Annotated in this window: 11 protein-coding genes; 6 read left to right on the top strand and 5 right to left on the bottom strand. The window is 71.8% G+C overall.

Annotated elements, in window-relative coordinates; genetic code table 11:
• Positions 1–8: 8 nt before the first annotated feature.
• The gene (locus tag ACIP6U_RS00300) at positions 9–548 is read left to right on the top strand and encodes a flavoprotein (RefSeq protein ID WP_401710633.1); all 540 of its coding nucleotides are present in this window, start codon (positions 9–11) and stop codon (positions 546–548) included.
• Positions 549–627: 79 nt separating this feature from the next.
• Positions 628–1,596 (top strand): aldo/keto reductase, encoded by a 969-nt coding sequence (locus tag ACIP6U_RS00295; protein ID WP_401710630.1) that lies wholly within the window; start codon positions 628–630, stop codon positions 1,594–1,596.
• Positions 1,597–1,615: 19 nt separating this feature from the next.
• Here ACIP6U_RS00295 and ACIP6U_RS00290 read toward each other — a convergent pair whose 3' ends face one another.
• A complete protein-coding gene (locus ACIP6U_RS00290) occupies positions 1,616–2,434 on the bottom strand; it encodes a phytanoyl-CoA dioxygenase family protein (RefSeq protein WP_401710627.1) in 819 nt (272 codons plus the stop codon).
• 63 nt (positions 2,435–2,497) lie between these two features.
• Between ACIP6U_RS00290 and ACIP6U_RS00285 the strand changes: the two genes are divergently transcribed.
• Positions 2,498–3,418, top strand: a complete 921-nt coding sequence (locus ACIP6U_RS00285) for a helix-turn-helix domain-containing protein (protein WP_401710624.1) — start codon at positions 2,498–2,500, stop codon at positions 3,416–3,418.
• Positions 3,419–3,843: 425 nt separating this feature from the next.
• Complete coding sequence (locus tag ACIP6U_RS00280) at positions 3,844–5,694, top strand: RICIN domain-containing protein (protein WP_401710621.1); 1,851 nt, start codon at positions 3,844–3,846, stop codon at positions 5,692–5,694.
• A gap of 12 nt (positions 5,695–5,706) precedes the next feature.
• Here ACIP6U_RS00280 and ACIP6U_RS00275 read toward each other — a convergent pair whose 3' ends face one another.
• From ACIP6U_RS00275 to ACIP6U_RS00265, 3 genes are all read right to left on the bottom strand, one after another.
• On the bottom strand, positions 5,707–6,963 hold the full coding sequence (locus tag ACIP6U_RS00275; protein WP_401712845.1) for an arsenic transporter: 1,257 nt from the start codon (positions 6,961–6,963) through the stop codon (positions 5,707–5,709).
• A gap of 83 nt (positions 6,964–7,046) precedes the next feature.
• A complete protein-coding gene (locus ACIP6U_RS00270) occupies positions 7,047–7,739 on the bottom strand; it encodes a DUF4232 domain-containing protein (RefSeq protein ID WP_401710619.1) in 693 nt (230 codons plus the stop codon).
• A 173-nt stretch (positions 7,740–7,912) separates the two neighbouring features.
• Positions 7,913–9,289: a serine/threonine-protein kinase gene (locus ACIP6U_RS00265; protein ID WP_401710616.1), complete on the bottom strand. Its 1,377-nt coding sequence runs from the start codon at positions 9,287–9,289 to the stop codon at positions 7,913–7,915.
• A gap of 19 nt (positions 9,290–9,308) precedes the next feature.
• Here ACIP6U_RS00265 and ACIP6U_RS00260 point away from each other — a divergent pair, with 19 nt between their 5' ends.
• A complete protein-coding gene (locus ACIP6U_RS00260) occupies positions 9,309–9,878 on the top strand; it encodes an RNA polymerase sigma factor (protein WP_401710613.1) in 570 nt (189 codons plus the stop codon).
• A gap of 54 nt (positions 9,879–9,932) precedes the next feature.
• Here ACIP6U_RS00260 and ACIP6U_RS00255 read toward each other — a convergent pair whose 3' ends face one another.
• Positions 9,933–12,311, bottom strand: a complete 2,379-nt coding sequence (locus tag ACIP6U_RS00255; RefSeq protein WP_401710610.1) for a SpoIIE family protein phosphatase — start codon at positions 12,309–12,311, stop codon at positions 9,933–9,935.
• Positions 12,312–12,649: 338 nt separating this feature from the next.
• Between ACIP6U_RS00255 and ACIP6U_RS00250 the strand changes: the two genes are divergently transcribed.
• Positions 12,650–15,748: a glycoside hydrolase family 2 TIM barrel-domain containing protein gene (locus tag ACIP6U_RS00250; protein WP_401710607.1), complete on the top strand. Its 3,099-nt coding sequence runs from the start codon at positions 12,650–12,652 to the stop codon at positions 15,746–15,748.
• The last annotated feature ends 107 nt before the right edge of the window (positions 15,749–15,855 follow it).

The following is a 15,855-nucleotide window of genomic DNA, read 5'->3' as shown; positions in this document are numbered from 1 at the left end:
GTTCCCGGATGACGGATCCGGACCCGAGACCCTTCCTCTACGTCGTCGTCTGCGCCGCCGGGATCGCCGCCGACGTCGGCACACTGATCACGGCCGCGCGGGAGCGGGACTGGGAGGTGGGCGTCATCGCGACGCCGGTCGCGGCGGCCGGCTTCTTCGACCGGGCCGCCGTGGAGGCGCGGACCGGCAGGACCGTCCGCTCCGCCTGGCGGATGCCCGGCGATCCACGCCCCTTCCCGTCGCCGGACGCGGTCGTGGTGGCGCCGGCGACCTTCAACACGATCAACAAATGGGCGGCGGGCCTGGCCGACACCCTCGCCGTCGCCACCCTCTGTGAGGCGTACGGCCTCGGCGTGCCGGTCGCCGTACTCCCGTGCGTGGCCGACGCGTTGACCGTCCACCCCGCCTACGAGGACAGCCTGACGCGGCTGCGCGGGATGGGCGTCCGGTTCGGCGCGCCCTACTCCGGAGAGGTGGGGGAGGACGGCGTACGGCCTGAGTTCGGGTGGGAACGGGCACTGGACCTGGTGGAGCGGTCGGGGACCTGACGTCCGCCGGACCGTGATCCCGGCGGGGACGACGTACGCTCCGAATCAGTACATCGTCTCGAAGGCGGGAGCGGCGAAGATGCAGTACGTGAAGCTCGGTTCGACGGGTCTGGACGTGTCGCGGATCTGTCTGGGCTGCATGACCTACGGCCTGCCCGACCGGGGCGTGCACGAGTGGACCCTCGACGAGGAGGCCTCGCGTCCGCTGATCCGGCAGGCGCTGGAGGCCGGTATCAACTTCCTGGACACGGCGAACGTCTACTCCGACGGCACCAGCGAGGAGATCGTCGGAAAGGCGGTGCGCGACTTCGCCGACCGCGACGAGATCGTGCTCGCGACGAAGGTGCACGGCCGGATGCGGCCCGGACCCAACGGCGGCGGACTGTCCCGCAAGGCGATCCTCACCGAGATCGACCACAGCCTGAGCCGGCTCGGCACCGACTACGTCGACCTCTACCAGATCCACCGCTTCGACCCGCACACCCCGGTCGAGGAGACGATGGAGGCGCTGCACGACGTGGTGAAGGCGGGCAAGGCCCGCTACATCGGCGCGAGTTCGATGTACGCCTGGCAGTTCTCGAAGATGCAGTACACCGCCGAGCGGCACGGCTGGACCAAGTTCGTGTCGATGCAGAACCACTACAACCTCCTCTACCGCGAGGAGGAGCGCGAGATGCTGCCGCTCTGCGCCGACCAGGGCGTCGGCGCCCTGCCCTGGAGCCCGCTAGCCCGCGGCCGGCTCACCCGCGACTGGGGCACCGTCACCGAACGCAGCGCCAACGACAACTTCGGCAGCCGCCTCTACGCCGACGGCGACCGCACCGTCGTCGAGGCCGTCACCCGTATCGCCGGCGACCGCGGTGTGCCGCGCGCCCAGGTCGCCCTGGCCTGGCTGCTGCGGCAGAACACCGTGGCGGCCCCGATCGTCGGCGCCGGCAAGCCGCAGCACATTGAGGACGCGGTGGCGGCCGTCGAACTGGAGCTCAGCGACAAGGAGTTGGAGGAGCTGGAGCAGCCCTACGCTCCGCACCCCATCATCGGTCACTGACCTCGTCCGCCACCGGCGCTCAATGAGGCCCGTGCGGTGCGAACTCCGTGCCGCACGGCCCCGCGCCCTCGCTCTCCGCCAGCACCACCCGGTCGCCGCTCATCGACACCGTCCGGTAGTACGCGCCGATCCGCTCGGCCGACCGCCCCACGTAGTGCCCGATGAACGAGCGGCGGAACCGGTCGGCCGTGCTGTTGGGCTGCGAGCCGTGCACCAGGCTGCCGTTGAAGAACAGGACGTCTCCCGGCGCCAGATCGACCGGCACGGCCGCGAGCCCCGGCGGCGGCGGAACGTACTCCCGCGCGAACGACACCCCTTCGTCCGCCTCCTCCGGGCAGAACAGGTCCATCCGGTGCGTGCCGGGGACGACTTCGAGCCCTCCGTTGTCCCGGTCGATCACATCGCAGGCCACCCACGCGGCCACGCAGGTGCCCGGCTCGACCCGCAGATAGAAGTTGTCCTGGTGCAGCGCCTGTCCCCGGGCGCCGGGCGGCTTGAAGTAGAACATGCTCTGCGCCGCCAGCACCTCCTCGCCGAGCAGCGTCTCCAGTACGGCTCCCAGCCGCGCGTCGAGCAGGACGCTCCGCGCGAGCCCGTTGATCTCGTGCGGCTGCATCACGCGCGGGTGGGTGTGCAGCGGATCGGACCCGGGGCGCGGCCGGAAGTGCCCCGGCACCGGTCCGGCCGCGTGCAGCGCCGCGAACTCCGCGCACAGCCGGTCGATCTCGTCGTACCCGAAGAGCCCCCGGACGACCGTGAACCCGTCCTCGCGAAACCCCTCAAGACCCTCCTGCGTCAGGGTAGGAGTGCCGGTGGTGCCCTTGCCTGTGACTGTCATGCGTCCACTCCTCGGTGTGGTCTTCTTTTCCTGTCACGCTAGGCCGCCGCAGATGCGAAGGGGATGCCCGTGAACGCTGACCGATTGCCCGGCACTGCTGCCCCCGGCGACCCGGCTCCGCCGCCCGGTCTGGTCGTGGTCGGTCGCTACGACCAGCTCCAGGGCTACGGCGTGAACCGGCCCCGCGGCGCCGACAGTTGGCTGTTCACCTGGACGACGGGCGGTGGCGGCCGACTGCGGCAGGGCCGGGCCGAGGCGCGGGCCGGGGTGGGGGACCTGGTGGTGCTCGCGCCGGGTGTCCCGCACCAGTACGCCGTCGAACCGGGCGCCTCGCACTGGGAGTTCTGGTGGGTGCACTGCGTGGCCCGGCCGTCCTGGTCGCCCTGGCTGCGCCCGTACGACACCGGCGACGGTCTGTACGTCGTCACCCCCACCCCGCCGGAACTGCGCGGCCGGGTCGAGGCCGCGTTCCGCCGGATGCACGCTGACGCCCGCTGGACGGGCGACGAGCCGCCGCCCGTCGGCGTGTCGGGGGACGAAAGGGTCACCGCGGCCCATGCGACCGCCGCCCGGGAACTCGCCCTGACCTCCCTGGAGGAGATCGTCCTGCTCACCGCGGCCATCGCCCGGCCGACGGAGCCCGCGTCGGATGTCGACCCCCGGGTGCGCCGGGCGCAGGCGTTGATCGACGCCGATCCGGGTGCCCCGCACACCGTCCACTCGCTCGCCGAGAGTGTCTCCCTCTCGCCCTCCCGGTTTGCTCACCTGTTCGCCCGTCAGGCCGGCCGGTCCCCGATGCGGGCGCTGCGCGAGGCGCGACTGCGGCATGCCGCCCGGCTGTTGGAAAGCACGGACCTGTCGGTGGAACGGGTGGCGGCCGCCTCGGGGTTCGTCAGCGCCTTCCACTTCAATCGGGTGTTCCGCGCACGCTTTGGACTGCCGCCGGGTGCCTACCGGGCGGGCGGTTCAATGGTTGGCGAGTGACGTGAGTCATCCGGTGGGAGTCGAGGTGTGTGTGGTGGAACCCCTGGTCAATGGTTCATGGAGTGTTCGATACACGATTAAGTGAATACCATTGCCAATTAGCGCTCGGATTCATCGGTCAACTCTCAGGGACCCTGCTTGACGATTCGTCAAATCCCGCCTCCGAGAACGCAAAGCACGAATCGGCGGCATCTCTTGTTAGGGTTCGCTGACCTGTGCAAAGGTGTGCTCTGTCGGCGCACGGACCATAAACATTCCGCTGTGCGCACGAGGTCTCTCCCGTTCGCTCCCAGGCTTCATAAGGGCTGTTCCCGGGGGTGTTGGGGGTGCCGAATCCCGTACAAGTGGATCTCGTCGCTTTGTCGACGAATCCCCATACCGCCCGGTATGGACCTGAAGTCGTACGCCTCGAGAGGAATGCAGCCGTGAATGACGCCGGTCTGTCGAATTCCCCCACATCGTTCAGCCAGTTCGAGGTCACGGACGAGCAACTGAGTGCCGAACTGAAGAAGTGGACCGGGGCGACACCCGCGCTGCAGCCCGTCGGTGAACTCCTCGACCGGCACTGGGAGGCGGCCTTCGCGTACGCCAGGCTGTGCACCTATGACGCCCGTGCCGCGGGAATGCTCACCACCGCGGCCTTCACCCGGCTGTTCGGCGAGACCCTGCGCCAGACCGGACCGTCCGCGGCATGGCGGCCCCAACTGCTGGTGACCGTGCGGCGGATCGCCGCGGAATGGGACACCGAGCGCGGCCGCGAACTCCTCCACCCCGACCTGCGCTCCCGGCCCGGCGAGGGAGACCGGGTGGCGGCCAGGCTGCTGCCGCCCGCGAACCGACGGCTGCTGTCGGGTGCCTTCCAGCGGCTGCCCCAGTCGGCCCGCTGTCTGCTGTGGCACGCGGACGTCGAGTCGGAACCGGCGGCGATACCCGCCGCCCTGCTGGGTTTCGAGGAGGAGGACGCCCGCGTCGAACTGCGCCGGGCCCGCGAGCGGCTGCGCGAGGAGTGCCTCCAGGTCCACCGCGAACTGGCGCCCGAGCAGGAGTGCCGGCGCTACCAGCGGATGCTCGACGTCACCTACCGGCGCGGCGGCATCGACGTCGACCCCGACCTCGCCGCCCACCTCGCCGGGTGCAAGCACTGCAGCCACACCGCCGACCAGCTGGCCCAGTTCAACCAGGGCCTCGGCCTCGCGCTCGCCGAGGCGGTGCTCGGCTGGGGTGCCCGCGCCTATGTGGAGTCGCGGTTCGTCCACGACGACGGCACGGCCGCCGAGGCGGAGGGCGAGCGCCCGGCGATGGCCGGCGAGCCCTTCGTCACCGTCCCGACCGCGACCGGCGCCGGGACGCGCGCCGGCACCCGCAGGGCCTCGCGCCGCTCCGCCCACAAGGCCGCCCGCCGGGCCGCCGCCCGCAGACGCAACCTGACCGCCGCCGTCCTGACGGTGAGCGGGCTGATCGTCCTCCCGCTGGTCGTGTGGTCCGCACTCGACTCGAACGACGGACACACCACCTCCGAGGCGGGGCAGTCCGCCGACTCGCCCGGCACCGGCAAGAGCACCGAGGGCAACCCGTCCTGGGTCGGCACGGGCTCGAACGCAGGGGGCGCGATGCAGGGACGGCTGCACAACGTCGACTCCGGGCTCTGCGTCACCGTCGTCGGCAAGAAGGCGGTCAAGGGCGCCGAGGCGGAACTCGCGCCCTGCTCCACGGCAGCGGTCCAGCAGTGGTCGTACGAGACCGACGGACGGCTGCGCAGCGGCGACGACCCGGGCCTGTGCCTGGACTCCCACCTCGGCTACGAGGTGCAGCTCGCGCCCTGCACGGGCGTCGACGCGAAGGACGCCAAGGACATCCGCTACGACTTCACCCTGCAGGGCACCCTGGTGCCGCGCTGGGACCAGGACCTGGCGCTGACCGCCGCCGCCACCGACGGATCCGGCGCCCTGGTCCTCAAGACCCGCGACGACAGCACCACCCAGCGCTGGGTGTTCGACACCTCGAGGGCCGACCTCCAGATGGAGGTCGTCAACTGGGACGCCGCGAGCGACCCCACACCGACACCCACGGCCGCGCCCACCCCCAAGGCGGCCAAGAAGCCGACCCCCACGCCGACGCCGTCCGCGACCCCGACGACCGCCCAGCCGTCGCCGACCCCGACCGTCACGCCTCCCGTGGACCAGTACTGCTACTACAACCCGTACGCCTGCTACGGCGGCGGAGGCGGTGGCTACGGCGGTGGTGGCTACGGTGGCGGTGGCGGCGGCCACCGCTGACCGGGCCGGCGCTCAGCCCCCGACCAGCTGGAGCGACAGCCACAGCGCCGCCACGGCCGACAGGAGCGACGCGGGCACGGCGAACAGCCCGAGCCGGGTGAACTCCCCGAGGGCCACGTCCTCGTCGTGGCGGTGCACGATGCGCCGCCACAGCAGGGTCGCCAGCGATCCCGCGTAGGTCAGGTTCGGGCCGATGTTCACCCCGAGCAGCACCGCGAGGACCGCCCCCGGTCCGGCCGCGGCGGTCAGCGGCAGCAGGACCAGGACCGCCGGCAGGTTGTTGATGAGATTCGCCAGTACGGCGGCCAGCACGGCGATGCCGAGCAGCGCGAGCAGGCCCGAGCCCGCGGGCAGCACATGGTCGAGTGCGTCGGCCAGGCCGTTGTCGACCACCGCGCGCACCACGACACCCAGGGCGAGCACGAAGGCCAGGAAGGCCGGGGACGAGGCCCGCAGCACCGCCAGCGGGGTCTCCCGCCGCCGTACCAGCGCGCGGACGGCCAGTACCAGCGCCCCCGCGAACGCGGCCCAGGCGGGCTCGATGCCGACCGCGGAGGTCACGACGAACCCGGCGAGCGTGCAGCCCACGGTGATCAGCGCGAACAGCGGCAGCTCCGGTTCCTCGCCGGGCTCCGAGGGCAGCTCGGACAAGGCCAGGTCGTCGGCGAAGAAGCGCCGGAAGATCAGGTACTCGGCGCCGATCGCGGCCACCCACGGCAGCGCCATCAGCGCCGCGAACCGGGTGAAGCTCAGCCCGCTGGTCTCGAACGCCAGCAGGTTGGTCAGGTTGGACACCGGCAGCAGCAGCGAGGCCGTGTTCGACAGATGGGCACACGCGTAGAGGTGCGGCTTGGCGCGGACGCCGGCCCTGGCGGCGGTGGCGAACACCACCGGCGTCAGGAGCACCACCGTGGCGTCCAGGCTCAGCACGGCCGTGATCACCGAGGCCAGCAGGAACACCGCGGCCAGCAGCCGGCCGGGCGAGCCCGCGGACCGGCGGGCCATCCACGCCCCGCAGGCCTGGAACAAGCCCTCGACATCGCACAGATGGGCCAGCACCAGCACCGCCGCGAGAAAGCCCACCACCGGCCCGAGCCGCTGGATCTCGTCCAGGGCGTGCGCCGGCGAGATCGCCCCGGCGACGATCACCAGCCCCGCCGCGGGAACCGCCACCACGGCCTCGGGCAGCCCTTTGGGCCGCAGCACCGCGAAGGCGAGCACGGCGATCAGCAGGGCGACGGACAGGGATTCGGCCAGCGGGGTGTTCAGAGCGGGGTCCTAGCGGTGGGGCGGAGCGGGAACGTCCATGAAAACAGCCGGAGGTAAGAGGTCCGCCCGCCACTCCCCGTTGCTCACGCGCCCGAACCCGGGCTGAACACCGTCAGGAAGACCGAGGAGGAGTTCCCGGACACGGGCACCTGACCGCCGGTCCACTTCACCTTGAGCGGGTCCCTCTCGTCCGGCGGGGTCACCACCAGCGTCGTCGGAGTCGCCGTCTTGGCGCCGCTGAGGTCGGGGTTCGAGAACGTCAGCCCCGCCCACGCGCTCTGGCCCGGGTCCAGCGTGACCGTCTCCGGCGTGCCCGAGGAGCGCTTGGGGTCCGGCCCCAGCTGCTTGCCCGCGGAGTCGGCGAACGCGGCGCCCGGATAGCCGCGGACCGTGCAGGTGTGGGAGGCGGTGTTGGTCAGCACGATCGGGAAGTTCTCCTGACCGGCCCCGGGGTTGTCGGTCCCGACGGTCGCGCGCAGCTGGGAGGTGTGGCAGCGGGTGCTGACACTGCCGGACGCCGACACGCCTTCCGAGGGGGTGGTGCCGGTACCGGAGGAGGAGCCGGTGTCCGAGGAGGAGCCGGACTGCGTGGCGTTCGGCGACTGGGCGGGGGAGTCGGAGCCTGAGCCGTCGGTGGCCGGCCCCGCCGTGCCCGACAGGGTGCTCGGCGAACTCGCGGTGCCGTCGTCGTTGCCGCACGCGGTCAGCAGGCCCAGTACGGCGACCGCGCTCGCGAGCAGGGCGGCCCGGCGGCGGGCGGGAGGGTTCTTCGCCATCTTCCTCAACACTCCTGGTGTGTCCTCGCACACGACGAGGCGTGTGCGTACGGCGCTGTTGCCCCGTCATGTATGTCCGATGCGCGACCGGACGAAAAAGTTCGGGCGAGTTCCGGCGCGATCCGTACGCGTCCGGGACAGGCGATCCGCGCGTCCGCGCCGCGCGATCGGTGTCAGTCGCCGATACGTACGGAATCCAGGACGTGCTCGGCCGACGGGGCCGCGCTCTTCTGCCGGATCTGTACGTAGACCTGCGGTCGGGCCGCGCCGGAGGCCGGAGCGAGCGCCGCTTCGGTGAGGGAGCCCTGACTGCCCGGGCAGTCGCTCCAGGTGCGGACCGTGCCGTGCCAGCGCGCGCCCTCGTAGGTCCGGGAGCCCTCGTAGGAGCAACCCGAGTGGGTGAGCGCGGCCACCGCCTTCGGGAGGTCGCCCCGCTCGCTCAGGCCGACGAACACCCCGTTCACCCCGGACTTCAGGTCCGGCCACGCCGTCAGGTCGTCGGCGACCGCGAAGCCCGGCTCGTGCCCGGTGGGCAGCCCGAGCACCTTCGGATCCCACCCGGAGTCGCGCAACTGGCGGTCCCAGGAGCGCGGGACCTCCGCCGTGACCCGGCCGGTCGTGTCCGCGACCTGGACGTCCTGGCCGTCCGAGGTCCCGTCGCCCCGGTCGACCAGCGCCAGGGCGGTGCCCGTGGCCGCGAGCACGGCGACCGCCACGACGAGCGTCAGGACCGTCCTGCGGCGCGGGCGGGTCCGGCGGACCGGCGAGGCGAGCCGCTCCAGCTCCTCCGCGAACGCCAGGGCCTGGGGCCACCGCCGCTCCCGGTCCGGCTCCAGAGCGCGCAGCAGCGCCCGCTGGACGTCCGGATCCAGCTCGGGGCGCAGCCGGTCGGGACGGACGACGTGCCCGGGTTCGCCCGGCACCGTGCCGGTGATCAGGTGGTAGCCGACCGCGCCCAGGCTGTAGACGTCGGCCCGGGTGTCGATGCCCATGCCGGGCTGGGCCTGCTCGGGCGGCCGGTAGCCGACCGACCCGGCGGCCAGCGTGAGCCCGGACGCCTGCGCCAGACTCTTGGCGAGCCCGAGGTCGGCCAGCAGCACCCGCGGGGTGCCGCCGGGGGAGGAGCGCAGCAGTACGTTGCTCGGCTTGATGTCCCGGTGCACGATCCCCGCCTCGTGCAGCGCGGCTGCGCCCCGGGCGGCCAGCGCCGTCAGCCGCAGCGCCTCGGACACCGGCAGCGGGCCGCCGGTGAGCAGGTCGGCGAGGGTGCCGCCGTCGGCGTACTCCATGACGAAGTACGGCCTGCCGTCCGGCAGTTCGCCGATGTCGTAGACCTGCACCACTCGGTTGGAACCGGCCCGGCGCAGCATCCGGGCCTCCTCCAGGAACCGCTCGCGGACGTCGAGCCGGTGGCTCCAGTTGTCGGCGAGGACCTTGACCGCGACCGGCGCTTCGAGCTCGTCGTCCCAGGCGAGCCAGACCGTGCCGAAGGCGCCCGTGCCCAGGCGCCGCTCAAGGCGGTAGCGGCCGATCCGCTCGACGAAATGCATGCGACTATCATGCCTGGTCGTGGACCGACTCCGAGCACAGCACCTGGTACCGCCGACCGAGGACCTCGCCCGCGCAGCGGCGGCGGGCGACCCGGCGGCGCTGGACTCCCTGCTCACCCAGATGTGGCCCGAAGTGGTCCGGCGCTGCGGGCGGTTCCTGCCCTGCCGCGAGGACGCCGAGGAGGCGGCGCAGGACGTCCTGCTGCAGGTCTCGCGGAAGATCGGCACCTTCGAGGGGCGCAGCCGCTTCAGCACCTGGCTCTACACCGTGGTGGCCAACTGCTGCCGGCAGAAGTACCGCGAGCTCAAGCGCCGGGCCGCCGAGTCGCCCACCCCGATCGAGTACGACCTGCACGCCGACCCGCGCACGACGAGCGTCATCGTCGGTTCCCGGATCGACCTGCTGGAGGCGCTGGACCGCTTGGAGCGCGAACACCCGCGCCTGGTCGAGCCGTTGGTGTACCGCGACCTGTGCCAGCTCGACTACGCGGAGGCCGCCGAACGGGCCGGCATCCCGCTCGGCACCTTCAAGTCCCGGCTGCACGAGGCGCGCAGGCAGATCAGGCCCTGGCTGGGCACCGCGCAGTAAAAGTTCCGCCAAGAGTGCTGAGGGCTTCAAGCGGGGGCAGGTCTCCGGGAGGGCTCATTCCTCCGGCAGGAGCGTGATCTCCGCCCAGATCGTCTTGCCGTCCGTCGTGTGGCGGCTGCCCCAGCGCTCGGTGAGCTGGGCGACCAGGAGCAGCCCGCGGCCCCCCTCGTCCCAGGTCTTGGCGCGGCGCAGGTGCGGAGCGGTGTGGCTGGTGTCCGACACCTCGCAGATCAGCGTCGCGGCGTCGTGGATCAGCCGCAGCCGGATGGGGTGGGCGCCGTACCGGATGGCGTTGGTGACGAGTTCGCTCACCACCAGCTCGGCGGTGAACGCGGCTTCCTGGAGCTCCCAGACGTCGAGCTGCTCGACGACCTGCTTGCGGATGGGCGAGACGAGCGACGGGTCGGCGGGGATGTGCCAGGTCGAGACCTGGGAGGCGGGCAGTCCCCGGGTGCGGGCCAGCAGCAGGGCCACGTCGTCGGCGACACCGCCCGCGGGCAGCAGTGTGTTCAGGACCCGGTCGCAGGTCTCGTCGAGCGAGTCGGAGTACGTCGCCAGCGCGTCGTGCAGCATCCGGTGGCCGGAGTCGGCTTCCCGTTCGCGGGACTTGATCAGTCCGTCCGTGTAGAACGCGAGGACGCTGCCCTCGCGCACGTCCAGCTCGGCGGACTCGAAGGGCAGCCCGCCCAGACCGAGCGGCGGTCCGGCCGGCAGGTCGATCTGCCGGGTCGCACCGCCGGGCGTGACCAGGACCGGCGGTGGATGCCCGGCCCGCGCCAGGGTGCAACTGCGGGACACCGGGTCGTACACCGCGTACAGACAGGTCGCGCCGACCTCGCCGGGGCTGCCCTCGCCGCCGGCCTCGGCGGACAGCCGTACCACCAGGTCGTCGAGGTGGGTGAGCAGTTCGTCGGGGGCCAGGTCGATGTCGGCGAGGGTGCGGACGGCGGTGCGCAGCCGGCCCATGGTGGCCGAGGCCTGGATGCCGTGTCCGACGACGTCCCCGACGACCATCGCGACCCGCATCCCGGACAGCGGGATCACGTCGAACCAGTCGCCGCCCACCCCGGCCCGCGCGGCCGGCAGATAGCGCGAGGCCGCCTCCACGGCGGCCGTGCGCGGGAGCCTGCGGGGCAGCAGACTGCGCTGCAGGGCGAGGGCGGTGTCGCGTTCGCGGGAGTAGCGGCGGGCGTTGTCGATGCAGACGGCGGCCCGGGCGGTGATCTCCTCGGCCAGCAGGACGTCGTCGGAGGTGAAGGGGTCCGGTCTGCGGTAGCGGCGGAAGACCGCGACCCCCAAAGTGGTGCCGCGGGCCTGGATCGGCACGGACATGGACGAGTGGATGCCGTACTCCCTGACCCGCTCGCCGCGCGGTTCGTTGTGCGCGAGCCATTCGTCCAGGTCGCCCCCCGACACCGAGGCGACCACGGACCGGCCCGCGACGAGGGAGTCGGCCTGGGGCGAACCGGTGGGGTAGATCTCCAGCTGGCCGGGCTTGATCACGGCCTCGGGGCTGCCCGGGTTCACCGACCCGTGCGCGGCCCTGCGCAGGCCGATCGGGGCGATGAGCCGCAGCGGTGGCTCGCCGTGCTCCTGCGGGTCCAGCAGATCGACGCTGACGAAGTCGGCGAGCGCGGGCACGCAGACGTCCGCCAGCTCCTGTGCCGTACGCGTGACGTCGAGGGTGCTGCCGATCCGGACGCTCGCCTCGTTGACCAGCTGGAGCCGCTCGCGGGCCAGATAGTGCTCGGTGAAGTCGTGGCCGGTCAGACAGACGCCCTGGACGCGTCCGGCGGCGTCGATGAGTGGCGCGAGCCGGGTGAGCTGTGCGGTGGCCTCGCTGAGGCCGCTCGGGCGGACGTAGGTGGGGATGTCCCGGGGCAGGCCCGAGGTGAGCACGTCGGTGAGGTGCTGTTCGAGCTCCGCGTTCTCCGAGCGGACGCCGATGTCCGAGACCCGCAGGCCGATCACCTGGCCCGCGGGCAGGTCGATGACCTCGGTCATGCGGTCGTTGAGCCAGCGCAGGCGCAGCATCCGGTCGCAGACCAGCATCGGGCACGGGGACTGGGCCAGCGCGGCCGCGGTCAGGATCTCGTGCGGCGGCTCGAGGTCGGTGATGTCGGGCGGGACCACGGCGTGCCAGGTGTCCGGGGCGCCCGGGGTCGAGGCGCGCAGCGCGAGCAACCGGACGGACACCGTGTGCCCGTCCCGGTGACGCAGGGCGAGGGGGCCGCTCCAGCGGCGGTCGGCCGGCGCGCCGGGCGGGGCCTCGGTGGGATCGGCCAGGAGGGCGGCGGCGGGGCGGCCCAGCACGTCCGTCTCCGTGTACCCGAGCAGCCGTCGGGCGCCGGTGCTCCACCGGACGACAGCGCCGAGGTCGTCGATGACGGCCCGCGCGGTCGAGGCATCGTCGAACGGATCCACCGGGCTCATCGTCGCCACTCCATCGCGCCTACGCACAGTGATCAGGTGCGTAACTCGTGTTCCAGCCTAGTGCGTCCCGCTCCCGCGTGAACGACAAACACCGACCACGCGGCGGGGGTGGACGACAGGGCGGGTGACCAGGCGCGAGCCGGGATATGCGGTGATCTTGCGGCGGCCGGGCGGCGGCGGGGACCGGGCGGCCCCGCCGCCCGGTGTGGCCGCTGAGACAGAAGGCGCTTTCCGCACCCTTGACGTGGCGGTGTGGCAGGTCGTCAGAATCTGTTTGTTCGCGATCAGTTGCACGATCAGTTGTGAGTACTTCTGGGCCCTGATGAGGGAGAGCCGCCATGACGGTCACTCGCAGATCGGTATTGCTCGCCTCCGCCGCCGCGCCCGCGGCCGGAGCACTCCTCGCCACCCCGGTCGCCCGGGCCGCCGAGACCGCCACCGGGAGCGGATCCGGCCGCCTCACGGTCGCGCTGCGCGACGGCTGGCGCTTCGCGCTGGTCGATCCCGGGGGCCTCACCGATCCGACCGGCGCCTACGCACAGGCCGCCGACCCCGCCTACGACGACTCGACGTGGCGCGAGGTCGCGGTCCCGCACGACTGGAGCATCGAGCAGACCCCCACCACCGAGCACGGCACCACCAGCGGCACCGGGTTCTTCCCGGGCGGCCTCGGCTGGTACCGGATCGCCTTCACGCTGCCGCCCGCCCTGGCCGGCCGCCGCATCTCGGTCGAGTTCGACGGCGTCTACATGGACTCGTACGTCCACTGCAACGGCACCGAGGCCGGCCGCCACCCCTACGGCTACACCGGCTTCGCCCTCGACCTCACCGACCTGCTGCACACCGACGGCACCACCGAGAACGTCATCGCCGTGAAGGTGCAGAACCAGCTCCCCAGCAGCCGCTGGTACTCGGGCAGCGGCATCTACCGCGAGGCGCGTCTGGTCGTCACCGAGCCCGTGCACGTGGAGCGCTGGGGTACGTACGTCACCACGCCGGAGGCCACCGAGGAACGGGCCGTCGTGCGGGTCGCCACGGCCGTGCTCAACGAGTCCGGAGTCGCGAGCCAGGTCGAGATCAGGTCGAAGGTGAAGGACCCGCGCGGCCGGACCGTGGCCCGCACCGCGAGCACGGTCCTCGTCACCGACCGGACCGCCGAGACCCATGAACTCACCGTTGCGGAACCGAAGTTGTGGGACTTCACGACCCCGCACCGCTACACCCTGGAGACCGAGCTGCGCGTCGGCGGCGAGGTGGTCGACACCTACCGCACCGCCTTCGGCATCCGCACCTACCGCTTCGACCCGGCCGAGGGCTTCTTCCTCAACGGCACCCACGCCAAGCTCAAGGGCGTCGACCTCCACCACGATCAGGGGGCCCTCGGCGCCGCGATCAGCGTCGACGCCGTCCGCAGACAGCTGACCATCATGAAGTCGATGGGCGTCAACGCCTTCCGCACCTCCCACAACCCGCCCTCGCCGCAGATCGTCGAGGTCTGCGAGGAGTTGGGCATCGTGATGATGGTGGAGGCCTTCGACTGCTGGCGGACCGGCAAGACGAAGTACGACTACGGGCGCTTCTTCGACGAGTGGTGCGAGAAGGACGCCACCGAGATGGTCCTCGCGGCCCGCAACTCGCCCGCCGTGGTGCTGTGGTCGATCGGCAACGAGATCCCCGACTCCACCTCCACCGCCGGCCTCGCCATGGCCGACCGGATCATCGCCGCCATCAGGGCGGCCGATGACACACGCCCGCTGGTCATCGGCTCCGACAAGTACCGCAGCGTGCCGCGCAAGGGCTCCGCCGCGGACCTGATGCTCGCCAAGCTGGACGGCCTCGGCCTCAACTACAACACCGCCAAGTCCGTCGACGCCCTGCACGCCGCCTATCCCGGCCTGTTCCTCTTCGAGTCCGAGTCCTCCTCGGAGACCTCGACCCGAGGCACCTACCAGGAGCCGGAGCATCTCAACACAGGCGAGAACCACACGCCCGGGAAGCGGGCGACCTCCTCCTGCGACAACAACCTCGCCTCCTGGACCATGAGCGGCGAGTACGGCCACAAGAAGGACCGGGACCGGAAGTGGTTCGCGGGGCAGTTCCTGTGGTCCGGCATCGACTACATCGGCGAGCCGACGCCGTACAACGTGTTCCCGGTGAAGGCGTCCTTCTTCGGCGCCGTCGACACGGCAGGCTTCCCCAAGGACATGTACCACCTCTTCCGGAGCCAGTGGGTCGCCGAGCCGATGGTCCATCTGGTGCCCATGAGCTGGAACCACGACAAGGGCGCCACGGTCGAGGTCTGGGCCTACTCCAACGTCGGGACGGTCGAGCTGTTCCTGAACGGAAAGTCCCTCGGTACGCGGACGTTCGACACGAAGAGGACCACGGACGGCCGCACCTACCTGGAGACCACCGAGGCCACCGGTGACGACAAGACCTTCACCGACGGCCCCTACCCCGGCAGCTACACGAGCCCCAACGGCAGCGCGGGCAAGCTCCACCTGACGTGGAAAGTGCCGTACGAGCCAGGTGAGTTGAAGGCGGTGGCACGCAGCGGTGGCAAGGTGGTGGCCACCGACGTGCTGCGCACGGCGGGCGCGCCGCGTGCCGTACGGCTGACCGCCGACCGCAAGTCACTTGCCGCGGACGGGCGTTCGCTGGTGTTCGTGACCGCGGACGTGGTCGACGCGCGCGGAGTGGTGGTGCCGGACGCCGAGCACCTGATCACCTTCGGCGTGCAGGGCGGTTCGCTCGCCGGACTCGACAACGGCCGCGAGGAGAGCGCCGAGCGCTATCAGGCAACCACCCGAACCGCCTTCCAGGGCAAGGCACTTGCCATCGTGCGGTCCGGCACGAGGCCCGGCGCCCTGAAGGTGACTGCGCGGGCGGAGGGGCTGCGGACGGGCACGACGACCATCCGCACGACGCGTGCGGGGTCGGTCGCCCTCACCTCGCCGGCCAAGTTCGAGCCCGAGACGCCCGCAGCGGTGAACTACCCGCACGCGGACGCCAGTTACTCCGGCCGTCCCGACACCCTGCCCGCCGCGATGCTCGACGGCGACGCGGCCACCGGCTGGTCCAACGGCTTCGCGAAGTCGGCCACGGCCCTGCTGCCCGCCTTCAGCGGCGCTCGCCCCGAGGACTGGGTCTCCGTCGACTTCGGACGGGCGCGGAGCGTCGACCGCGCCGAGATCTCCTTCACCGTGGACGCGACCCACAGCCTGCCCGCGGCCGTGGCGGTGGAGGTGTGGGACGGCCGCAGGTATGCACCGGTCACGGGGGCGACGGTCGAGTGGGCCACCGCCTCGGACGCTCCGACCGTCGTCACCTTCGACGTTGTACGCGGCTCCCGGCTGAGGTTCACGCTGGCCGGCGCGCGGCCGGGCGAGGTCGTCGGCGCGGTGCGGATCAGCAAGCTGGAGGTGCCGGCGGGCTGAGGCGGTCGCACGGTCGGGACGGGAACCGTGGGCTACCGGGTCCTGTCCCGACCGGACGGGAAACGTGCGAATTCAGTCCCGTCCCGTCCGGACCGTTGACGTTGTGT

The sequence above is a fragment of the Streptomyces sp. NPDC088794 genome (assembly GCF_044750545.1).
Lineage (GTDB): Bacteria > Actinomycetota > Actinomycetes > Streptomycetales > Streptomycetaceae > Streptomyces.
The sequence above is the reverse complement of the archived record's forward strand: the minus strand, read 5'-3'. Positions and strand labels throughout refer to the sequence as shown.